This is a genomic window from Faucicola sp. SE7633 (assembly GCF_059264685.1).
This window is the reverse complement of the sequence record NZ_JCADBW010000008.1, coordinates 61,149-83,371: the sequence shown is the minus strand read 5'-3', so window position 1 is coordinate 83,371 and position 22,223 is coordinate 61,149. Positions and strand designations below refer to the sequence as shown.

General features: G+C 50.8%; 18 protein-coding genes. 5 read left to right on the top strand and 13 right to left on the bottom strand.

The genetic code is table 11. The features are described from left to right. Positions 1-80: 80 nt before the first annotated feature. The 8 genes from AC5L4R_RS04840 to AC5L4R_RS04805 all read right to left on the bottom strand — a co-directional run bounded on the left by AC5L4R_RS04840 (position 81) and on the right by AC5L4R_RS04805 (position 10,889). Positions 81-2,399, bottom strand: coding sequence for a heavy metal translocating P-type ATPase (locus tag AC5L4R_RS04840; protein WP_494472934.1), 2,319 nt, complete (start codon positions 2,397-2,399; stop codon positions 81-83). A 62-nt stretch (positions 2,400-2,461) separates the two neighbouring features. Then, complete coding sequence (locus AC5L4R_RS04835) at positions 2,462-2,674, bottom strand: heavy-metal-associated domain-containing protein (RefSeq protein ID WP_494472933.1); 213 nt, start codon at positions 2,672-2,674, stop codon at positions 2,462-2,464. Between the two features lie 27 nt (positions 2,675-2,701). After that, on the bottom strand, positions 2,702-2,992 hold the full coding sequence (locus AC5L4R_RS04830) for a heavy-metal-associated domain-containing protein (protein ID WP_494472932.1): 291 nt from the start codon (positions 2,990-2,992) through the stop codon (positions 2,702-2,704). 31 nt (positions 2,993-3,023) lie between these two features. After that, positions 3,024-3,905: a 3-deoxy-8-phosphooctulonate synthase gene (gene kdsA, locus AC5L4R_RS04825; protein ID WP_494472931.1), complete on the bottom strand. Its 882-nt coding sequence runs from the start codon at positions 3,903-3,905 to the stop codon at positions 3,024-3,026. Between the two features lie 41 nt (positions 3,906-3,946). After that, complete coding sequence (gene pyrG / locus AC5L4R_RS04820; RefSeq protein WP_494472930.1) at positions 3,947-5,608, bottom strand: CTP synthase; 1,662 nt, start codon at positions 5,606-5,608, stop codon at positions 3,947-3,949. A gap of 177 nt (positions 5,609-5,785) precedes the next feature. Continuing rightward, on the bottom strand, positions 5,786-6,859 hold the full coding sequence (locus AC5L4R_RS04815; protein ID WP_494472929.1) for a porin: 1,074 nt from the start codon (positions 6,857-6,859) through the stop codon (positions 5,786-5,788). Positions 6,860-7,108: 249 nt separating this feature from the next. After that, complete coding sequence (locus AC5L4R_RS04810) at positions 7,109-8,236, bottom strand: porin (RefSeq protein WP_494472928.1); 1,128 nt, start codon at positions 8,234-8,236, stop codon at positions 7,109-7,111. 409 nt (positions 8,237-8,645) lie between these two features. After that, on the bottom strand, positions 8,646-10,889 hold the full coding sequence (locus AC5L4R_RS04805; protein ID WP_494472927.1) for a malate synthase G: 2,244 nt from the start codon (positions 10,887-10,889) through the stop codon (positions 8,646-8,648). Between the two features lie 319 nt (positions 10,890-11,208). Here AC5L4R_RS04805 and AC5L4R_RS04800 point away from each other — a divergent pair, with 319 nt between their 5' ends. Together AC5L4R_RS04800 and AC5L4R_RS04795 are read left to right on the top strand one after the other, a co-directional pair. Further along, positions 11,209-12,018, top strand: coding sequence for an acetoin reductase (locus AC5L4R_RS04800; protein WP_494472926.1), 810 nt, complete (start codon positions 11,209-11,211; stop codon positions 12,016-12,018). A 129-nt stretch (positions 12,019-12,147) separates the two neighbouring features. Beyond that, entirely contained in the window at positions 12,148-12,840 is a 693-nt protein-coding gene (locus tag AC5L4R_RS04795) for a MiaE family protein (protein ID WP_494472925.1), read from the top strand. A 71-nt stretch (positions 12,841-12,911) separates the two neighbouring features. Here the strand turns inward: AC5L4R_RS04795 and AC5L4R_RS04790 are convergent, their stop codons facing one another. The 5 genes from AC5L4R_RS04790 to mtgA form a co-directional block, all read right to left on the bottom strand. Next, on the bottom strand, positions 12,912-13,223 hold the full coding sequence (locus AC5L4R_RS04790; RefSeq protein ID WP_494472924.1) for a hypothetical protein: 312 nt from the start codon (positions 13,221-13,223) through the stop codon (positions 12,912-12,914). 47 nt (positions 13,224-13,270) lie between these two features. Beyond that, on the bottom strand, positions 13,271-13,879 hold the full coding sequence (locus AC5L4R_RS04785) for a hypothetical protein (RefSeq protein ID WP_494472923.1): 609 nt from the start codon (positions 13,877-13,879) through the stop codon (positions 13,271-13,273). A gap of 150 nt (positions 13,880-14,029) precedes the next feature. Then, positions 14,030-14,299: a hypothetical protein gene (locus tag AC5L4R_RS04780; protein WP_494472922.1), complete on the bottom strand. Its 270-nt coding sequence runs from the start codon at positions 14,297-14,299 to the stop codon at positions 14,030-14,032. Between the two features lie 155 nt (positions 14,300-14,454). Further along, positions 14,455-16,623 (bottom strand): polyphosphate kinase 1, encoded by a 2,169-nt coding sequence (ppk1, locus tag AC5L4R_RS04775; protein WP_494472948.1) that lies wholly within the window; start codon positions 16,621-16,623, stop codon positions 14,455-14,457. 255 nt (positions 16,624-16,878) lie between these two features. Beyond that, positions 16,879-17,559 carry a monofunctional biosynthetic peptidoglycan transglycosylase gene (mtgA, locus tag AC5L4R_RS04770; RefSeq protein WP_494472947.1) on the bottom strand — a complete coding sequence of 227 codons (681 nt, stop codon included), beginning with the start codon at positions 17,557-17,559 and terminating at the stop codon, positions 16,879-16,881. 245 nt (positions 17,560-17,804) lie between these two features. Here mtgA and AC5L4R_RS04765 point away from each other — a divergent pair, with 245 nt between their 5' ends. From AC5L4R_RS04765 to AC5L4R_RS04755, 3 genes are all read left to right on the top strand, one after another. Further along, a complete protein-coding gene (locus AC5L4R_RS04765) occupies positions 17,805-18,098 on the top strand; it encodes a glutaredoxin family protein (protein WP_494472921.1) in 294 nt (97 codons plus the stop codon). Between the two features lie 139 nt (positions 18,099-18,237). Beyond that, a complete protein-coding gene (gene polA, locus AC5L4R_RS04760) occupies positions 18,238-21,111 on the top strand; it encodes a DNA polymerase I (RefSeq protein ID WP_494472920.1) in 2,874 nt (957 codons plus the stop codon). Between the two features lie 52 nt (positions 21,112-21,163). Next, positions 21,164-22,075: a LysO family transporter gene (locus AC5L4R_RS04755; protein ID WP_494472919.1), complete on the top strand. Its 912-nt coding sequence runs from the start codon at positions 21,164-21,166 to the stop codon at positions 22,073-22,075. Positions 22,076-22,223: the final 148 nt, after the last annotated feature.

The window sequence follows — 22,223 nt, the reverse complement described above, 5'->3', positions numbered from 1 at the left end:
AATAAAGCTAAGCAGATAAGCCACTTAAATGGCGCTATCATACCACAGTCGGCGCAGATTTTTTGCTAATCTTGCGCGCGTTAAGATGAAATCTTATCCGCATGTGGCGCGTGCCAACGGTTGAGCCGTAGCGCATTAAACAGCACCGACAGCGAGCTCATCGCCATTGCCGCGGCAGCTACCATGGGGTTTAACAGTCCAACCGCTGCCAGTGCCATGCCAATGGCGTTATACACAAAAGCAAAAAACAGATTTTGCCGAATGGTGTGTAGGGTCGCACGGGCGATTTGTAACGCCGCGGTCAGCTGCTGTAAACCACCACCAAGCAGACGCGCTGCTGCACTGTGATTGGCAATATCAGTAGCATGGGCAACGGCAAAACTGGCATCTGCCACCGCCAACGCTGGTGCGTCGTTGATACCATCGCCCACCATCGCCACGCGCTGAGCCTGTGTTTGCAGCGCGCGAATGTGCTCGGCTTTGTCAGTTGGGCGCATATCTCCCAAAGTTTGCGCAGAAGGTAGGCGCAATTTTTCGCCAATATGCCGCACCACGCTGGGCTTGTCACCGCTTAGCAGCCACACATCAAGCCGCATGTCATGCCAGTCTGCCAAGGCAACCGCTGCCTCAGGCTTGAGCGCGTCTGCCAAGGCAAACGCCGCCACAGGTGTGCCATCCACGCTGACTGCCACTTGGCTGGCGATTTGCCACGCTGACGATTGCGCGATCTCATCAGGCAACGTTAGCCCAAGCCATGCAGGACTACCGATGTTTAGGACAAAGTTTTTGCCCGTGCTAAGCTGGCTGACTTGCGCCTGCACGCCCTGCCCTGCCACGGTTTGTACGTTGCCAATATCAAAATCTTGGCTGAGCATTTGGCGTGTTTTAGCCGATACAGTGGCAAGTCGCTGTTGGCTAAATGCCGTCAATGCGCGGGCCAACGGATGGTTGGTGCGCCGCTCAGTTTCACCAACCAAATACAGTAGCGTAGCCTCATCCAGCCCCGTCGCCGCAAATGCAGGCGTTTGATACTCAGCGATAACCTGTGGCGTGCCTTGGGTCAGCGTCCCCGTTTTGTCTAACACCAAGGTGTCAATACCGCCTGCCGCCTCCAAGGCCTGCGCGTCCTTAAACCACACCCCATGCCGCGCAGCCACCCCCATGCCTGCCATAATCGCCGCAGGGGTCGCAAGTCCCAGCGCGCACGGGCACGCAATGACGAGCACCGACACCGCACGCAGCAGCGCGTCATCCGCTGCGATGCCTACCGCGCGATTGACCAACCAACACAATAGCGCAAGCAAAACCACCACAGGCACAAACACCGCCGATACCTTATCGGCAAGCCGTGCCATGTCTGCCTTGCTGCCTTGTGCGTCATGCAAGGCCTGTATCAAATCGCCCAGTTGTGTTGCCTGCCCCGTCGCGCTGACACGGTATTCTACGCTGCCATCGGTGACCAACGCGCCTGCCAGCACACGGCTGCCAACGGTTTTTTGTAGGGGCAATGACTCGCCTGTCAAATGGCTTTCATCACACCAGCCGTCGCCTGCAATGACCTGCCCATCGGCGGCAATGCGCGTGCCTGTACCAGCCAGTACCACCTGCCCACGGCGCAAGTCTGCCGCATCTTGGGTTTGCCAGCTACCGTCGGCTTGTTTGACGGACACTTGGGTCGGCGTGAGAGTCAAAAGCAAATTGATACTGTTTAAACTGGTTTTTTTGGTGCGCTGCTCAAGGTATTTACCCAGCTGAACAAAGCCTATCACCATCACGCCTGCTTCAAAATACACCCCATGGGAAGGTGCAAATCGCCACAGATAAATCGAATACAGCCAAATTGTCAGCGTTGCCAGCACCACCAACACATCCATGTTGGCCAGTCTGCCACGCACACTTGCCCATGCGCTGCGATACAAAGGCAACGCTGTGCCAAACTGCACCACGCTTGCCAGCACAAACTGCCACGCCACGGGCAGCATTGCGCCATGCCAACCGAACAACATGCCAAGCATACCAACCAAAAAAGGTGCTAGACACAGCCACGTCAATACCAAACGCAGCGGTGGTTTGGCATCGTCGGCGATATCATCAGACGCGGCAAGTGCCGAGGCTGCCACCTGCGCCTGATAGCCTGCTTTACCAATCCATGCAATGATGGCATCGGGGTTGGTGGCGGTGGCATCGTAACGGATTTGTGCCTGTTCGTTGGCGTAATTGACATCCGCCTGTAGGATGGCGGCTTTTTTGTTAAGGACTTTTTCGATACGGCTGGCACAGGCTTGGCAGGTCATACCATCAATAGCCAGCGTTAAAGCCGCTGTGTCCGCCTGTGCGTCGGATACAGGTAGATGGGTGGTATCGGTGGGTGTGGGCGATGGATGCATGGTTGCCCCCATGTTGCGATCAATTTGGTTAAGCGATTAACCTAACTATGTGGGCAACCACAGGTTTTGTCAAATCAAACGCTATCAAACCCTGCATCTTCAATCGCTTCACGCAGGGCTGCAACGTTGGTTTGGCTATCATCAAAATCAATCTTAGCGCGTTGGTCTGATAGGCTCACTTGCACATTTTGCACCCCTGTCACCTGCTGCAAGGCGCGCGTCACGCTATTGACGCAGCCATCACAAGTCATGCCATCAATGCCAATGATCGCGTGTTGTTGGCTCATTATATTCTCCTTTAGCAAAAGCGAAGTTTATAGCTTGCCGCTGTCTTCTAAATCATCTAGCAAGTTGCGGTCGTTGTCGGGGTTGGCAGGCGCGTCAATCGGAAATGGCTCGCTGATATAATCCACCGTGGTCAGCGCGGCTTTGAAGGCATACACCGACGTTTGGGTGTCATCAAACTCAACCAACACGCGGTGTGCCGCAGGCTCAAGGCGCAACGCCGTCACCCCATCAATCGTGCCGATAGCGCGTTCAACCGCCGCATAGCCTTGCGCATCGTCAATACCTTTTAGACCCAATGCTACCGTTTGCATCGCCATGTTGTTGTCCTTTGAAATGTGTTGTGTTCAATCAATGCGTGTCTAGCTTAGCAAAACCTTTGACCAAATCGTCAATTTGCTTTAATTGGCTTAAAAATGGCGCAAGCTGACTCAAACGTAGGGCACAAGGGCCATCGCATTTTGCCAGCTCAGGTTCAGGATGGGCTTCTAAAAACAGCCCTGCCAAGCCCGTCGCCATGCCTGCACGCGCCAGCGTGGTGATTTGCTCACGTCGTCCGCCTGCACTGTCGCTGCGCGCCCCAGGCTGCTGCAAACTGTGGGTAACATCAAAAAACACCGGTACTTGCATGGCTTTCATGGTATCAAAACCCAGCATATCCACGACCAAATTGTTGTAGCCAAACATGCTGCCGCGCTCGCACAAAATCACGCGATTGTTGCCTGCCTCAAGGCATTTGTTGATGATATGGCGCATCTCGTGGGCCGCGAGAAATTGCGCTTTTTTGATGTTAATGATCGCGCCCGTCCGCGCCATCGCCTCGACCAAATCGGTCTGACGGCTCAAGAACGCAGGTAGCTGAATAATATCCGCCACCGCTGCCACCGCTGCCGCTTGATACGGCTCATGCACATCGGTGATGATAGGCACGCCGTATTGGTCTTTGATATCCGCCAACCATTGTAGCCCTGTGTCCATACCCGGTCCGCGAAACGAATACAAACTTGAGCGATTGGCCTTATCAAAACTTGCCTTAAACACATAGCCAATGCCAAGCTTTTGGCAAACCTCAACGTACGTGGCGGCGATTTCTAGCGCCAGCTCGCGCGACTCAAGCACATTCATGCCACCAAACAACACAAATGGGCGCGTATTGCCAATGACAAAATCGCCCAAAGCAATTTCGGCTTGTGCAGTGGGTTTGGTGGCGGTTGTGGCGGTGGTTTGGCTCATCGGATTTGCCTTTTATCAAAGCGTTTGGGTGGTCAAAAACGTTATTGTACGGCGGTTTGTGAGTCGTCGGCATGCTCAGCTTTGTGGCGAATTGCCGCTTGCACAAAGCTATTAAACAGCGGATGACCGCCACGTGGCTGACTGGTGAATTCAGGGTGAAACTGCACCGCGATAAACCACGGATGGTCGGTAAGCTCGACTGCCTCGACCAAGTGCTGCTTTGCCGAATAGCCTGAAATCTTCATACCAGCCTCTTGCAGCGCGTCAATATAACGCCCGTTCATCTCATAGCGGTGGCGATGACGCTCGCTAATGGTTGGGCTGGCATAAATTTGACGCAAACGGCTGTCCTCAACCAGCTCTGCCTTTTGCGCACCAAGGCGCATCGTACCGCCCAGGTCTGAATCATCGCTGCGCACTTGCAGCTCGCCTTTTTCATCAAACCATTCGGTAATCAGCGCAATCAATGGCTCTTTGGTACGCTTGTCAAATTCGGTTGAATTCGCCTCAAGCCCAATGACATTGCGTGCAAACTCAATCACCGCCAACTGCATACCCAAGCAAATGCCAAGGTACGGCACACCGTGGGTACGCGCGTAGGTAATCGCCTGCATTTTGCCCACTGTGCCGCGCTCACCAAACCCACCGGGGACTAGCACGGCATCGGCGTTTTTGATCTCATCCATCAATGCGCGGTCGGTTTCTAGGCGTTCGGCATCCACATACGCGATGTTTACTTTGACATGATTTGCCACACCTGCGTGCAACAAGGCTTCATTGATTGATTTGTACGCGTCGGGCAGCTCGACGTATTTACCGACCATTGCCACGGTGACGCTGTCATCGGCGTTGAGCAACACCTCGGTAAATGCTTGCCAATCGCTCAAATCCGCGGCATTGGTTTGTAAGCCAAAACGCTGACAAATCAAATCATCAAGCTGCTGCTCGTGCAAAATGCTGGGTATTTGATAAATGCTTTGGGCATCGGGGCACAAAATCACAGCGCGTTCTTCAACATTGGTAAATAGCGCGATTTTGCGGCGATTGTCCTCGCTAATCGGGTGATCACTGCGGCAAATCAGCACATCAGGCTGTAGCCCAATGCTGCGCAGCTCTTTAACCGAATGCTGGGTTGGTTTGGTTTTGCTCTCACCTGCGCTGGCGATATACGGCACAAGTGTCAGGTGCATCAGCATTGACTGGCTCTGCCCCAACTCAACGCGCATTTGGCGCACCGCCTCCATAAATGGGAGCGACTCGATATCACCAACCGTACCGCCGATTTCAATCATCGCGATGTCATAGCCTTCACCACTGGCATGGATACGGCGTTTGATTTCATCGGTGATATGCGGAATGACCTGCACCGTACCACCAAGATAATCGCCACGGCGTTCTTTTTCCAGTACGCTTTGATAAATACGCCCGCTGGTGAAGTTGTTGTTTTTGCTCATTTTTGAGTGGCGTAAAAACCGCTCATAATAGCCCAAATCCAAATCCGTCTCTGCTCCGTCTTCGGTGACAAACACCTCGCCGTGCTGAAACGGGCTCATCGTGCCAGGATCCACGTTGATATACGGGTCAAGTTTGGTCATGGTGACTTTTAGCCCACGCGCTTCTAGCAATGCCGCAACCGATGCGGCGGTAATGCCTTTGCCCAGCGATGACACCACGCCACCTGTCACAAAAATGAATTTGGTCATAATCGTTGTTCGTCTTAGCAAAATCAAAAAAGTTAAAGTGGAATTTTACCAACAATCACAGGCATTTGGCAAAACTTTCTAAATTTATTACACCAGCCAAGCATCACCAAAAACCATCCACAAAAAATCCGCATTGTCACAGGGACAACGCGGACTTTGATATGGGCTGATAGCCGTTTAGAACAAGTACTCGATACCTGCACCGATTGCCATGCCGTCGGTTTCAGATTTGGTTTTTACAACGATGCCGTTGCCGTCTTTGACGTTGCTGGTGACTTCTTTGTACTCATTGTTGCGATAGCCGCCATAAATATGACCAATCGCTTGTTTGCTAAAGGCGTATTTGCCACCAATCACAAACTGTTGGCTGTCAGCATCGTTGCTAAACGCCACGTTGTCAATAAAGTCAGCTTGTGCGTACACCTGCCATGGGGTAGCGGTTTGGTAAGTACCGCTGATTGAGAATACATTCTCATCTTTGCCGTCGTTTTCTTTAGACTTATCGATCTGATACAACGCGCCAAGACCGACGGTATTGTTCAAATCATACGCACCGCTCACGCGAGTGGTTTTAAAATCACCCGCTTGGATATAAGTCACACCACCACGAAATGGCTGGCCTTCAGGCTCGTATTTAACACCCACACCCCAGCCTTCATGCCCTAAGCCATTGCTTTCGCTCTTGTTGTCAAGCGCGTACATTGCCATGAAGTTCAAACCGTTGTAATCAGGCGATACGTAGGCAAAGGCGTTGTTAATACGGTTACCGTCCCAAGCGGCATCACCAAAGCTGTTATCAAATTGACCCACCGCTTGGCTGACATAGTTGATGCTGTCGTCAATCGCTGACAAGCGGCCTGCCAATAGCGTACCGTATTGTTTGTTGGCTAAACCCAAATAGGTGTCGCGTGAATAAAATTGTTTTTTGCCGTTGTCATCCGCATCGACGTCAATACCGTATTCAAGCTGATACACCACATCGGTGTTATCCGTTAGGTTTTCTGCGCCTCTTAGACCAATGCGTGATGTGTTAGAGTTAAGCTCAGTGACATCGCCGCCATCAGTGCTGGTTTTTGTGCTGTTGGTCGTCACTTCACCATTCTTATAAGTATCGGTTGTGGTGGTCACATCGGTATCACCACCGCTGACATAATCCAACGTCAAAAAGGCTTTACCATACACGGTTGGCGCAGCATTGGCTGCCGATACGCCACAGGCTGCCAATGCAGCCAGCAATACAAGTTTTTTCATCCGTCACCTCCAAAAAAATAACCCATCAAATCAGTCTTGGGTACGCTCAAGCTTTGGCCATTTCCCCGCCGTGTAACACACATAATATGGCAACAAACTTTACCAAAAACCGTTTGATTGACTTAGCATAGCAACTTTGCAATATTTTGCAATATTTTTTTGCATTTTTTTATAAGTGTTAGTTTTTTGCAAAGTCGCAATAAAAAACTCACCCAGTTGGGTGAGTTTTCCTAAACAATTTGGCTGGGATTAGAATTTGTATTCTAGACCTGCACCGATAACGGTGTCATCTTTGTTGTTGTCGCGATCCACTTGACCAGCATAGATATGACCGATTGCTGACTTGCTAAACGCGTACTCACCACCCACTGCGATTTCTGAAGCATCGTTGTCACCAAAGTCAGTATTGGCATACTGTGCTTTGATTGCCCATTTGCTTTCAGGCAGCTTGTATTTACCAGAGATCAACCAAGTTTTGGCATCGTCTTTGACGTCATAGATATCAGCGTTTTGGTAAAGCGCACCCAGTACAAGGCCGTTCATGCCGTTCATCATGTTGGCTTTGCCCAAGTCAATCGAACCTGCAATACGCCACGCGCTGTCTGCATTACCTACGTTGCTGTCGTAGCCACCAGCTAGATACATGCCGTTTTGGTCATAAGCTAGCATCGCTGAGTAGCCGTTGTCTTTAACTTTCTTTTCACTGTATACTGCTGGTTGAGCTTTTACACCTTTTACCAGTACAGTGCCGTCTGGAAGCTTAACTTCTTTGACTTCTTTAACTTCATCTTTTAGCTTAACCTTGCCATCTTCATCAGTTTCAGACAATGAAACAGCAGCCATAAAGGTTACAGGCATACCAACGATGGCAGGAGTCTTATAAGCAATTACGTTGTTGGCGCGGGTTTCACCCAAGTTATAACTTAAATCTTTAACACCATTTGAATAAGAAGGACCAATTTTGTCTAGTGACAAACCAGCACCTGAGTTATTGGTGAATACATCAACGTTGCCTTTCGACAATTTAAATGGCGTGTCGTGACGACCTGCTAACAACGTACCGTATTGACGGTTTGATAAACCGAGGTAGGTGTTGCGTGAGGTAAATTGCTTACCCTTTTCATCATCAGGGTTGATTTCATACTCAAGTTGGTAAACCAAGTCGATATCATCGTTTAAAGTATCGTCGCCACGAAAGCCGATACGTGACGAGTTACTGTTCAATTTGAAAGTATCTTCATCTTTTTTGTCTTTGTCGTCGTAATCGGTAGAAACATAATCCGTAGATAGGAAGATTTTACCGTAAACTTTTGGCGCTGCTTGGGCAGACGAGATTGAGGCGATAGCGATCGCTGATACAAGGGCGATTTTTTTCATGGATATCACTCCGTGGAAAGTTAGATGAACCGCTACATAAATAAAAAGGTTGTTTGTGGTGCGTGGCGTGCCAAAATTGTCATACGCCAGCTAACCTCTAACACTGCCTAACAAACAGCTTAGTTAGCGCAAATTTTGCCAATAAATTGTTACAAAATTGTGAAATCACGACAAGAATTTAGCAATTTATTCACTACAGGTTTTAACGGTTGCCGTGTTTTTTGTAACATTACTGCCACTGCTACCTTGTACTGTGAGTGAATTTAGGGCTACATTTTGCAACACTTGGCAATAAACAGGCATAGTTTAAAACGTAATTATCAAATATACAAGTTTTGTTACAATTAATTTTTGCTATTAAAAAAGCGTCTGATATTAACCAAACGCTTTGGTGAAGTTTAAGTCAAAATCAAGCGTTAGCGCGCTTTAGTGCCAGACGTGCGCGGTGCAACAATGGTTCGGTGTAGCCGCTTGGTTGGCGTGTGCCTTCAAAGATCAAATCACGCGCGGCATTGTATGCGTAGCCGTCAAAGTTAGGTGCCATCGGGCGGTAGTTGGGATCACCTGCGTTTTGTTGATCAACGACTTTTGCCATGCGCTGCAAGGTTTCATCGACCTGCTCAGCGGTGACAATGCCATGTAGCAGCCAGTTGGCAACATGCTGACTTGAGATACGCAAGGTTGCGCGGTCTTCCATCAAGCCAATATTGTCAATATCAGGCACTTTTGAGCAGCCGATGCCTTGATCTACCCAACGCACGACATAGCCCAAAATACCTTGAATGTTGTTGTCAAGTTCTTGCGCGATTTCTTCGTCACTCCAGTCGGTAGCTTGTGCCAGTGGAATGGTCAATAGGTCGTCAAGCGCGTCTGGGCTTTGACCTTGATCAAGCTGCTGCTGGATATTTGCCAGTACGTCAAACACATCGGTGTCATGGTAGTGGATGGCGTGCAAGGTCGCGCCTGTGGGCGATGGTACCCACGCGCAGGTCGCGCCCGATTTGGGATGCGCGCCTTTGCTGGCTAGCATAGCGTGCATGTTGTCTGGCTGCGCCCACATGCCTTTGCCAATCTGTGCTTTGCCTGCAAGCCCTACATCCACGCCAATGCGTACGTTTTGCCGCTCATAGGCGTTGAGCCAGTCGGTATTTTTCATGGCATTTTTGCGCACAAATGCGCCTGCTTGCATACTGGTGTGCATCTCATCGCCTGTGCGATCCATAAAGCCTGTGTTGATAAAAATTACCCGATGACGTGCCGCGCGGATACAGGCTTTAAGGTTGGCACTGGTGCGGCGCTCTTCATCCATGATACCAATTTTTAGGGTATTTTCGGCTAAGCCCAGCGCGCGCTCAACCGCGGCAAACAAATCAACCGTAAACTCAACCTCTTCTACGCCGTGCATTTTTGGCTTAACAATATACATTGAGCCTGTGCGCGAGTTGGGTAAGCGGTTGTTGTGACGCAAATCGGGCAATGCGCACAATGGGGTAATCAGCGCATCCATGATGCCTTCATAGATTTCATGGGTTTGCCCATCCGCGTCTTTGACCAAAATTGCAGGGTTGGTCATCAAATGCCCGACGTTGCGAATTAGCATCAATGAACGCCCCGGTAGGCTAAATGCCTCACCAGTTGGCGCGGTGTATTCGCGGTCTGGCTGCATGGTGCGCGTCATGGTTTTGCCGTTTTTGTCAAACGTTTCGGCAAGCTCGCCTGTCATCAAGCCAAACCAATTACGATATACTTCGGTTTTTTCTTCAGCATCGACAGCGGCTACCGAATCTTCACAGTCTTGAATTGTGGTGACAGCGGCTTCTAATAAGACATCTTTGATGCCTGCTGGGTCGGTTTTGCCAATCGGGCTGGCTGCGTCGATTTGGATTTCAGCATGTAAGCCATTGTGCTTGAGTAGTATCGCGCTGGGCTGGCTGGGCTCACCCGTGTAGCCGACGAACTGTGCGCTGTCTTGCAAGGCGGTTTGGTGCGCGCCTTGCTTGATGACAAGCTTGCCGTCTTGTACCGCAAAACCTGTCACCTCGGTGTAGCTGCCTGTTTGCAAGGCAAAATGCTTGTCCAAAAAGTCTTTGGCAAATGCGATGACCGCCGCGCCACGGGTCGGGTTATAGCCCTTGCCTTTTTCTTGGCCGTTGTCTTCGCTGATAGCGTCCGTACCATACAACGCGTCATATAGGCTGCCCCAGCGCGCGTTGGCGGCGTTCAAGGCATAGCGTGCGTTGCGCACAGGCACAACCAACTGCGGCGCGGCAATGTGCGCAATTTCGTCATCAACATGTTGCGTATCTACGCTAAAATCTTCGCCCTGTGGCTGCAAATAGCCAATGTCTTGCAAAAATGCGCGGTAAGCCTCGCGGTCAATCTGTCCGTCTTTGGCAGGATTTGCCTTGTGCCAATCGTCGATTTGCTGTTGTAGTTGGTCGCGTTTGGCAAGCAATTCGCGGTTGCGTGGGGTGAATGCTTGCACGATGTCGGCAAAATCCTGCCAGTATTTGTCGCTGTCAATTTGGACAACAGGCAAGACTTCTTGTTCAATAAAATCAAATAGTTGTTTGTCAATGAGCAAGTTGCCCTTGCTGACGCGTTGGGCGGTGTCTTGGCTGGTCGTGGCGCTTTGTGGTTGTTGGTTTGTCATCGTACTGGCTTCCTGTTTCCCTGTCATTGCTATCATTTTTTGCCATCGTTCAATAAACGCTGGCTTGCCTGCATGGCATGATTTGATTATACGATTATCATTTGATGAAATAAAGAAATATAATACATTTATTTTTGAAATACTGGGTGAAAATCATTTTACACAATCCTACGATTTGTTTAATTAAATTTACATTTTATTCGCCTGATAAGGTTATGATAAGGTTATAATGAATTAAAAACCACACCCTTTATGAGGGTTTTAGATTTTTTGGTTTGACTAATAAGCACTTTTAATCACCCTAGCTAAGAGAAAAATTATGGCAGCTACCAATAAATCAAGCGTACAAAACCCCAACCAAGATAAAGTTGCAATCGTGACAGGCTCAGCGGTCGGGCTTGGCAATGCCATTGCCACCCGCCTTGCCAAAGATGGCTTTAAGGTCGTCTTGCATGACATCAACGCCGATAACCTGAAAAAAGCCAAAGCCAAGTTTGATGAGGCAGGCTACACCAGTATCGCGGTCGAAGGCAACGCAGGCAAACGCGAAGACCAATTTAACCTTGTCAAACAAGCCGTGGATGCATTCGGACGCGTGGATGTGTTTGTCAATAATGCAGGCGTGGAGTCAGTCGGGCTGTTTTTGGATATTAAAGAAGAAGAGATTGACCGCGTGTTTGGCGTGAACCTCAAAGGCTTAATTTTTGGTACACAAGCCGCCGCTGAGCAAATGAAACAGCAAGACGGCGTGGGCAAAATCATCAACGCCTGTAGCATCGCGGGGCATGAATCGTATGAAATGCTCAGCCTATATTCGGCTACCAAACATGCCGTGCGCTCGTTCACCCATTCCACCGCCAAAGAGTTGGCGCAATACAACATCCGTGTCAATGCCTACTGCCCTGGCGTTGCCGACACACCGATGTGGGAGCGTATCGACGCGGCATTCGTTGAACACAAAGGCTACTCACCTAAACAAGCGTGGAAAGAATTTACCCAAGGCATTTTGGTCGGTCGTCCGCAACAGCCTGACGATGTGGCAAATTTGGTATCGTTCTTGGCATCAGATGACGCCAATTACATTACAGGACAAACCATCTTAACCGATGGCGGCATGGTTTTTAGATAATTTTTTGATAAAATATTTTAAAAATATGACAAACGTCAGTCATAATGACTGGCGTTTTTGTTGTCGGCAAGTTTGCTAAGACCCGCGATGTGCTGTGGTATAATAAGATTTTTGCAAGCATTTTTTACTATGCTCAATCAAGACTTAAATGTAACTGTCGCTAGCGGCGCGCCCGACGCAGACGCGCTGGACTCGTCCTACCCTGCCGCGCCCATTGATATGCAACCCATTCAAACGTTTTTGGGCTGCCCAACACCCAAGCAATGGCTAAAGGCGGCACTGGCGGATTTGCCCACGATTTTGCAAGATCACGCCAACTGTGAAAAAAAAGCCGCTGGAACAGCGATGAACTTGGTGTTTCGCTATATGTCACACACCAATTTGCAGCGCAAACTGGCGCAGCTGATTCGTGAAGAGATGCTGCACTATGAGCAGGTGCTGGATTTGATGGAGGCACGCGGATTGGCGTGGCGGCATATCCCTGCTGGGCGTTATGCTGAGCGTTTGCTGCGTCACAAGCGCACGTTTGAACCTGCCGCGATGATTGATGTGTTGATTATTGGCGCATTTATTGAGGCGCGGTCGTGTGAGCGTTTTGCGGCGTTGGCGGCGGTGGTGACGGATGACGAGTTGGCGCGGTATTATCGTTATCTACTTAAATCCGAAAGCCGCCATTTTGAGGACTATCTGGCGTTGGCGCAAAGCTTGTCCGATCAGCCGATTGATGAGCGCGTGGCGTTGTTTCGCGCGATTGAGTGTGAGCTTATTAGCACACCCGATAGTGAATTGCGCTTTCATAGCGGCGTGCCGAATTGGCTATGACACCGACAAAAAAAGACAGCCATGTTTGCTGTCTTTTTTTATGAAGCACTGTGATGAAGCATCGTTGTGCGTTATTCGCTGCCCGTGTTGGGTTGTGAGCCATCGGGGTTTAGCGTGCGGCTCTGGGCATTTTCGGGGTTGGCATAGCGATTGAGCTCGTTGATTTCTGCGCTTTGTGGTATATCGTTACCTGCGGTGCGTGCATTGATACCATCGTCAAAGGCTTGTCCTGGTTGGTCGCGGCGATCCGGTTCTTCAGCAGGTTTGTCACCACGATTGACGTGTTGATCCTGCTCAGCAACCAAGGGGCTTTCTAGATCAGCGCCTGCTGGGGTTGCACTGGGTTGTGTGAGGGCATCGGGATGGATATTGGGTGCTTGCATGATTTACCTGTCATGTTAAAGTGAGCGATCAAAGAGGCGATGATTTATTATTCATCGTGTTCGCGCGGTACGTCATATGTGCCATCAGACAAGCGGTCAAGGTGATCGACGTGAGCTTCTGAGGTGCTCTCTAGTGGGTAGCTGCGCGTCTCGCTAATCGCCTCACCTTGCTGGGGCATGACTTGCAAAGGGTCATTCGATGGTTGAGTTTCAACGTTTTGTGTTTTAACCGCTGCTTGTGGGCGGTTGTCAAAGATATCTGGGGTTTCAGTAGCAGGAGCTTTGCCTGCAGTCACGCCTTCGCCTGCTTGGTGGGTGACGCTGTCTTCAACAACGGCGTTGCCTGCAGCGTGGTTAAGGTTGGTAGGATCAGTGCTTAAGATGCTTTGGGTATCGGTAATGCCTGCGGTATCGCGCGGTGCGCTGTCAGCGGTAGATACACCGTTTGGGTTGATATTTTTTAGGCTGTCTTTATCAGCCACTTCTCCGCTGGCTGTGCGGTTAAGGTTGGTTGGGTCGGTGCTCAATACGCCACTGGTAGTGGCGTTGTCTGCGCTAGCGTCGGGGGCATCGCGATATTCGACGCCTGTTGGTTCAACTTTGTTAGAAATATTGCTGACACCGTTTGGGTTGGTGGTTGATTGGTCGTTTGACATGCTGGTTTTCCTGTTATTTTATCTGGCTAGTATCGGGTTTTGGTGGGTTATTTGGTCAAAAAAAGCGCGTTTATCGTAACGTGTCGTTAAACGCGCTGTGGGTTATGGGCGGACTTAGCAATCAATAGCTAACAAGCGCACGGCTTGCTTTTATTTATCGGTGCGTAGTGCGTCATCGACAAATGGGGTTTCTTCATCGCCGCGTAGGTTTTGCGCCTGAGCACCGCCTGATAGCGTCTGCCCTGCTTGCTCAGCGGCTTGACGCGCGTCATTGCTGGCATCCGTGTCCAGATTTTGTGCCAGTTCGGCAGGGTTTACGTCATCCACGGCTTGTTGTAAGTCTGTTGGTTGGACTTGGCTGGCTGGGTTAAGGCTGGTGCTGCTGTCTTGGTTGGCTTGGCTTGGGTCAATGTTTGTCATGTTGCATTCCTTTTTTGGGTTGATTTAAATGCCATTTATTGAAGTTTTATCTTAACAAAGCGGCGTGTATTTTTGCATAGGGTTTGCTTGTTAAACGGTAACAAGCTGTTGTCAAACTGTGAGTACACGCCGCGGCGCTTGGCGTTTGATGCGTGTTAGCGCGAGATTTTTTCAAGCAGATAGCCTTGCGCGCTAAACGCAGACTCGCTATCGCTTGGGGTGAGCGCGTGCCATGTGCCGTTGGCATCCAGTGACCATGCGTTGGTATTGTCGCGTAAGTAATTGTGTAAATCTTGCATGATACGCTTAAATACTTTGGGGTCTTCTATGGGAAAAGCGACCTCAACACGGTTAAATAGATTGCGCTCCATCCAGTCTGCACTGGCACAGTACAAACGCGGTTGATGTTTGTCCGCTTGTTTGCCTGTTTTAAGATCTTGCGCGTGGTTGCCGTCCGCATCTTCGCTGCCGTTGGCAAAATAATACACGCGCGTGTGCTCTAAGAACCGCCCCACAATCGAGCGCACCTCGATGTTGTCTGACACGCCTGCCAGTTGTGGGCGCAAGCAGCACATGGAGCGGATAATCAGCTGAATTTGCACCCCTGCTTGCGAGGCAGCGTATAGCTTGTCGATGAGCTGCTGTTCGGTCAAGGCATTGACCTTGATGATGATATGCGCGCGCCGACCTGCTTTGGCATGGGCAATTTCATCATCGATAAAACTTAATAATCTGTCATGCAAGGTGAAGGGCGCGTGTAGCAGTTTTTGCAGTTTTGCAGGTCTGCCCATGCCCGTCAGTTCGTTAAAAATCTTATGCACGTCTTCGGTGATGGCAGGATTGGCGGTAAACAAGCCATAGTCGGTGTAGGCTTTGGCGTTACCTGCGTGGTAGTTGCCCGTGCCAAGATGCACGTAGCGACGGATTTTGTCGTCCTCGCGGCGCAAAATCAGCATCAGCTTGGCATGGGTCTTGTAGCCAACGATGCCGTACACCACAACCGCGCCTGCCTGTTGCAAGAGGTTGGCAACCTCGATGTTGGATTTTTCATCAAAACGCGCGCGCAGTTCAATAACGGCGGTGACTTCTTTGCCCTTACGCGCCGCCTCAGCAAGGGCTTGCACGACCTCAGAATTGGTGCCTGAGCGGTACAAGGTTTGTTTAATCGCCAGTACATTTGGGTCTTGTGCAGCTTGCCAAAGCAAATTGGTCACGGGTGCAAAGGCATGAAACGGGTGGTGCACCAAGATATCTTGCTTGCTGATGGCGGTAAAAACGTTGTCGTTTTTCTCAAAGGTTTCGCGGCGAAACGCCTTGGGAATCGCATGGGTAAACGGCTGAAAACGCAGATGCGGAATTTTAAAATCAAACAACAGGCGCGTTAGATTGACAGGGCCATTGACGCGGTATAGTTGGTCTTCTTGTAACCCAAATTCATCCAGCAGATAATCGCTAATTTGTGTCGGGCAGTTGGTGGTGACCTCAAGACGCACCTCAGCGCCAAAACGGCGGTTGTCAAGCTCGCCCTCAAGTGCTTTGGCGATGTCCTCAACATCATCAGACAAGGCCAAATCAGCATTGCGCGTCAAGCGAAACTGATAGCAGCCCGTCACCGTCATGCCCGGAAACAGCTCGCCAATGTGCTCATGGATGACGGCAGTCAGCATAATGTGGTGCTCTCTGCCACCTGTCAAGTCATCGGGCAGACGAATCACACGCGGCAAACTACGCGGCGCAGGCACGACGGCCAGGTTGATTTCGCGCCCAAAGCCGTCTTTGCCCTCTAGCGTTACGATGAAGTTTAGGCTTTTGTTTACCAAACGGGGAAACGGATGGGCAGGGTCAATGCTGATGGGTGTTAAGACGGGGGCGACTTGGTTGTCAAAATACCACTTGACCCACTTGGCTTGCGCGTCGGAGAGCTCATCGCGCTTGAGGTAGCGAATTTGCTGCTCTGCCAACGCAGGCAAAAGGATGTCATTTAAAATACGGTATTGCTCTGCCACCGCTTCATGCGCGATGCGTGAGATGTACTTGAGCACTTGGCTTGGACGCATACCGTCGATGCTGCTGACGCGGTCACCCATTTGGACTTTTTGTAGTAAGCCTGATACGCGGATTTCAAAAAATTCATCCAAATTTGATGAAAAAATAATCAAGAAAAACAGCCGCTCAAGCAATGGGTGGCGTGGGTCTAACGCTTGCGCCAACACGCGTTGATGAAATTGCAACAACGACAATTCACGGTTAAAGTATAAATTGATATCACAATCAGCGTATTCAAATACTTCAGGGTAGTGGATGTCGGACAACTGCGTACGCAGTGCCGCAGGCATTTCGGCAACTTCATGCACAGTCATTGATTGTTCGCTGGTACTCATGGCTATTTCCTTTTAAAAAAGCGTGAGAATTATTTTAGGTAGTAAGGAATTATAGAATTTTAAATGATAAAACCGTTGTACGTCGAATTGGCCCATGCTCATTGGCACAATCAGCCGCTTAACCATGCAGTATTTGGTGGAAAATTACCAGTCATTTTTTATAACGTTTTTGCTTAAAAACAGTTAAAATCCAATCAGTTATTGGCTATCGGGCAAATCCGCCGCACCCATGCGCCGCAAGATGATTTGGGTTTTGGCCTGAAGGCGGCGGTCATTGGGGTGGGCTTGATAATACTTGGGATTGGGCAACATCGCGACCAAAAACGCGGCTTGGCGTTTGGTTAGGCTTTTGGCAGGGCGATTGAAATAATGCCATGCCGCCGCCTCAATGCCATAAATCCCGTCGCCAAATTCTGCCACGTTTAGGTAGGCGGTCAAAATGCGCGCTTTGCTCCATAGCTGCTCTATCATCACCGTAATCAAAGCCTCTTCGCCCTTACGAAGGTAGGAGCGTTTGGGATACAAAAATAAGTTTTTGGCCAGCTGCTGGCTAATCGTTGAACCACCTGCGCTAATCGCACCTGCCTTTTGGTTTTTCTTAATCGCCTGCTCAATGCCCTGCACGTCAAAACCCGCGTGATTGGCAAAGTTGGCATCCTCACTGGCGATGGCCGCGCGTTTGACATTGACCGAAATTTGACTGTCCTCAACCCACGTTTGGCTAACGGGTGCGCCGCCGCTCAAGCGGTGCAAAGTCATAAACATGGTGTTGTTAATCGGCTGAGTTTGCCACACCATCAGCATTGCCGCCACCCAAATATGAAATGCCAGCCACAAAACAACCAAGCTTGCAAACAGGCGTTTGCACAGGCGCAGCAAGGGGTTGCCTTGACGCGGCGGCGGCAACGCAGGGTACGCCGATGGCGTTGGGCGGTTTTGGATGGGCGGTTGTGGTCTAGGCAAGGCAGACTCGCAAAAATATTAACGATAAACAAACAAGCTTTGGTCGGCTATTATGCCATATTTGGCAGATTGGGTGAATTTTTGCCAAATTGCCCCACTTTGCCTTAAGATAAGATGGTTCACCCGTTTAACGACTAACATTTAAGCGCAGGTTAAGCCCTATGATGCCCAATCAGACTCACCCACCGCTTATGACCCTCATCCGCTTGCCCACCGATGGCGTTTGGCGGCTGTATGGCACGCTGGGCTGTCATCTGTGTGATGAAGCGGCGCAGCTTTTGACTTATGCGCAAGCCGTGGCGCGGTTTGATTGGCAATGGCGTGATATCGCCGATTTGCCCGAGGCGCAAACGCTTGCCTTTGCCGATAAAATCCCCGTGTTAGCCACGCCCAACGCGATTTTGTGTTATCCGTTTACCTTGCCCGAAATCGTGCGCTGTGCAGGTGGTCAATAGCTGTTTTTTATTTAAAAATTGAATAGATATTTTAAAAAACAAACATAAAAGATAAGCATTTTATCCAAAATCCATCACCAAAATAGCGTATAATAGCGCGTTTAGATATCGCCAATCTTATGCTAAAAAATACAAATTTATGACTGACTCAATCCAACAACCCACCGCATTGCTACCCACACGCACCACTGACCCTAACCGTCCACCGTTGGTGCTGGTGGATGGTTCGTATTACCTATTTCGTACGTTTCACGCGCTGCCTGTGAGTATGCAAAACGCACAAGGTATGCCGACCAATGCGATTAAAGGCACGCTTAATGCCATTAAAAAGCTCATCAACCGCTACCAACCAACGCATATGCTGGTGGCGTTTGACACCAAAGCGCCGACGTTTCGCCATGAGATGTCGCCGATTTATAAAGGCGACCGTCCGCCCATGCCGTCTGAGCTTGCCGTGCAAATCCCGTACGTGCATCAGCTGATTGAGACGCTCGGCATTCCGCTATTGGCACTGGATGGTTTTGAAGCGGATGACATCATCGGCACGTTGGCGCACCGCGCGTGTGTGGCAGGCGAGCGCGTCATCATCTCAACGGGCGATAAAGACATGTGCCAGCTGGTTAATGGGCAAATTTTGGTCGAAAATAGTTTTGATGAAACCGTGCTTGACCGCGAGGGCGTGTTGGCAAAATTTGGCGTTGCACCCGAGCAAATCGTTGATTATTTAACCTTGATGGGTGACAGCTCAGACGGGATTGCAGGGGTTGGCGGTGTCGGCAAAGTCACCGCCCAAAAGCTATTGAGCCAATACCAAACCATCGACGGGATTTTGGCAAACCTAACAGCGCTCAAGCCCAAACAGCGCGCGACGTTTGAGGCAAGCCTTGAGAGCATCGCGCGTGACAAGATTTTGGCGACGATTCGCACCGATATTGAGGGCTTGCCCGATTGGGAAGACTTACGCCTACCGACTGACCCTGCGCATAACCTTGAGCAGCTGCGAGCACTCTACACCGAGCTGGATTTTAAACAAGAGCTCAAATCGCTTGCCCATCCCAACCACCCTGCCAACCAACGCGGCATGACGCTGGCGGACGCTGGGCAAAACGCTGCACCAAACGCCGCCCAACCTGCCGCGCCTGCCCCTGCGGCAGACAAAACCTATCACACCGTACGCACGCGTGAAGCGTTTGATAAACTGCTTGCGCGGTTAAAAGACGCGCCCTATTTTGCCGTGGACACCGAAACCTGCGCACTGGATTGGCAACAGGCCCAATTGGTCGGTGTGTCATTGGCGGTGCAAGCGCATGAAGCATTTTATATCCCTGTGGCGCACGTCGATGAGCTTGAGCAACCACTGCCCGACCAACTGGCGCGCGATGTGGTGTTGCGTGCGCTCAAGCCACTGCTTGAAGACCCTGCGATTGGCAAAATCGGGCAGCATCTAAAATATGACGCGCATATTTTTAAGCATTATGACATTGACTTGAACGTATCGCCTGCCAACTGGCAAATGGACACCATGCTGGCAAGCTATGTCATCAACCCAACCGCCACACGGCACAACATGGATGATTTGGCACGGCATTATTTGGGCGTGACCACCACGACGTTTGAGGACGTAGCAGGCAAAGGTGCAAAACAGCTGACATTTGACCAAGTTGATTTGACGGCAGCAAGTGATTATGCGTGCGAAGACGCGGATGTCACGTGGCAACTGTTTGACACGTTTAGCCAAAAACTTGCCGATGATGACAACGCCAGCCGCCTGCTAAATCACATCGAAATCCCCGTTGCGCAAATTTTGTGCGCGATGGAGCATACAGGCGTGTTGATTGATAAAGCGTTTTTGCATCGTTTGTCGGATGAATTTGACACGCAAATTCAAGCCCTTGAAGCACAGGCACACGCGCAAGCAGGTGAGGCATTTAACCTTGCCAGCCCCAAACAGTTGGGCGAAATTTTGTTTGGCAAATTGGGGCTAAGCGGCGGCAAAAAAACCAAAACGGGGCAATATTCCACCAACGAGGCAACACTTGCAACCCTAGACCATCCGCTGGTTGAAACGGTGCTAGAATACCGCACGTTGGCAAAACTCAAAAGCACCTACACCGACGCACTGGCAAACGCCGCCGATGCGCATGACCGCGTCCACACCAGTTACCATCAAGCCTTGACCAGTACGGGGCGGTTGTCATCAAGTGAACCAAACTTACAAAACATCCCGATTCGCACCGATACGGGGCGGCTGATTCGGCAAGCGTTCATCGCGCCACCGTCACGGGTGGTGATGTCGGCGGACTATTCACAAATTGAGCTGCGGCTGATGGCGCACTTTGCCCAAGACAGCGTGCTGATGGGGGCATTTCAGCAAGGGCATGACATTCACCGCGCCACCGCCGCTGATGTGTTGGCAAAGCCACTGGCTGAGGTCAGCAGTGAGGAACGCCGTCGCGCCAAGGCAATCAATTTTGGACTGCTGTATGGCATGAGCGCGTTTGGGCTGGCAAAACAGCTTGGCGTTGCCCCACCCGAGGCGCAGGCGTATATCGATGCGTATTTTGCGCGTTACCCAACTGTGCAAGACTATATGCGCAAGACCCGTGAGCAGGCGGCGACGCATGGCTATGTTAAAACGCTACTTGGGCGCAAGCTGTACACGCCCGACATGCACCACGCCAACCGCAATGTGCGTAACGCCGCCGAGCGTGCGGCGATTAATGCACCGCTGCAAGGCTCAGCTGCGGATATCATCAAGCTTGCCATGATTGCCGTGCAAGACGCGCTAAATGCTGCAGATTTGAATGATGCTGCTACCTTGCTGCTACAGGTGCATGATGAATTGGTGTTTGAGGTTGAACAAGACCAAGTTGCACAGGTACGTGAGGTGGTGCAACGTGCCATGCAAAACGTCCTCACCGACACCGCGCCAAAACTTGGCTGGACGGTAGATTTTGCTGTGCCGCTGGTGGTTGAGGTTGGTGTGGGTCATAACTGGGATGAGGCACATTAGTGATGGGTTGGTGTTGCCAAACGCATTTAGCCCATCGCGGTGACGTTACGTTATGTTAGACACGTTGTTTACCCTATTGTGGGTGTTGTCGCCGCTGGTGATTGGCTTTTGGTTGCCGCTACCGTCGCGCTATCTGCCGCTGATTAATCGGTTGCTGTCGGTGCTGGTGTGGGCGATTTTGCTGCTAATTGGTATGTCATTGGCGCAGGTGCACAACATCGGTGCGCAGTTTGGCGTAATCACGCGCTATGTGGTGTGGCTTGCGGTGTGCTGCATGGGCAGTGGGCTACTGGGTCTAATGCTGCTGGACAAACGCTATCCCATACCCCATGCCCACCATAGACAGCAAACCGCGCCCAACATCGCGTTATCGGGCACATTGATGCAGTTGGCATGTCTGGGCGCAGGGTTTGCCGTTGGGCGCGTGTTGCCCATCGCGCAAGGCACATTATCACTGGGGATTAAGCTTGCGCTGGCGTTGCTGATTTTGTCGGTGGGTATTGGGCTTGCGCATTCAGGCTTACGCCTGCGTGAGGTGCTGCTGGATAAACGCGGCGCGTTGGTCAGCCTCGTATTTTGTATCAGCGTGGCGATGGGCGGTGTGGTCTTTGCGCTGACGACACCAAGCGTCAGTATCGCACAGGGCTTGGCACTGTCATCGGGCTATGGTTGGTATTCGCTGTCAGGGATTTTGATGACTGACCGCTATGGCGCGGTGTGGGGCACGGTGGCGCTGCTTAATGATTTGCTGCGCGAGATAGGCGCGTTGCTGCTGATTCCGCTCGTCATGCCGCGCTATCCCAGTGCGGCGGTGGGACTTGGTGGGGCGACAAGTTTGGATTTTATGCTGCCTGTTATTCAAAGCAGCGGCGGCAGTGCCATGATTCCGTTGGCATTGAGTTTTGGCTGTATCACCAATATCCTAGCACCGCTGCTGATGGTGTTGTTTGCCCATTTTGGCTAAAGTTTGGCGAACAATCCTACCAAAACAGCCAGCTATCAACATCCGCCATGCCATCAAGCACCGTAACCATGCCCCATTGTCAGCCAGTGTGAGCACAAAGTGGCAAGCTTGCCTGCCAAGCTGGGACAGCGGCACGTGGTTGGCCTCT

Coding starts and splice junctions, on each gene's coding strand:
- AC5L4R_RS04840 (WP_494472934.1), bottom strand. CDS start 2,399: ATGGGGGCAACCATGCATCCATCGCCCACACCCACCGATACCACCCAT.
- AC5L4R_RS04835 (WP_494472933.1), bottom strand. CDS start 2,674: ATGAGCCAACAACACGCGATCATTGGCATTGATGGCATGACTTGTGAT.
- AC5L4R_RS04830 (WP_494472932.1), bottom strand. CDS start 2,992: ATGGCGATGCAAACGGTAGCATTGGGTCTAAAAGGTATTGACGATGCG.
- kdsA (WP_494472931.1), bottom strand. CDS start 3,905: ATGAGCCAAACCACCGCCACAACCGCCACCAAACCCACTGCACAAGCC.
- pyrG (WP_494472930.1), bottom strand. CDS start 5,608: ATGACCAAATTCATTTTTGTGACAGGTGGCGTGGTGTCATCGCTGGGC.
- AC5L4R_RS04815 (WP_494472929.1), bottom strand. CDS start 6,859: ATGAAAAAACTTGTATTGCTGGCTGCATTGGCAGCCTGTGGCGTATCG.
- AC5L4R_RS04810 (WP_494472928.1), bottom strand. CDS start 8,236: ATGAAAAAAATCGCCCTTGTATCAGCGATCGCTATCGCCTCAATCTCG.
- AC5L4R_RS04805 (WP_494472927.1), bottom strand. CDS start 10,889: ATGACAAACCAACAACCACAAAGCGCCACGACCAGCCAAGACACCGCC.
- AC5L4R_RS04800 (WP_494472926.1), top strand. CDS start 11,209: ATGGCAGCTACCAATAAATCAAGCGTACAAAACCCCAACCAAGATAAA.
- AC5L4R_RS04795 (WP_494472925.1), top strand. CDS start 12,148: ATGCTCAATCAAGACTTAAATGTAACTGTCGCTAGCGGCGCGCCCGAC.
- AC5L4R_RS04790 (WP_494472924.1), bottom strand. CDS start 13,223: ATGCAAGCACCCAATATCCATCCCGATGCCCTCACACAACCCAGTGCA.
- AC5L4R_RS04785 (WP_494472923.1), bottom strand. CDS start 13,879: ATGTCAAACGACCAATCAACCACCAACCCAAACGGTGTCAGCAATATT.
- AC5L4R_RS04780 (WP_494472922.1), bottom strand. CDS start 14,299: ATGACAAACATTGACCCAAGCCAAGCCAACCAAGACAGCAGCACCAGC.
- AC5L4R_RS04765 (WP_494472921.1), top strand. CDS start 17,805: ATGATGCCCAATCAGACTCACCCACCGCTTATGACCCTCATCCGCTTG.
- polA (WP_494472920.1), top strand. CDS start 18,238: ATGACTGACTCAATCCAACAACCCACCGCATTGCTACCCACACGCACC.
- AC5L4R_RS04755 (WP_494472919.1), top strand. CDS start 21,164: ATGTTAGACACGTTGTTTACCCTATTGTGGGTGTTGTCGCCGCTGGTG.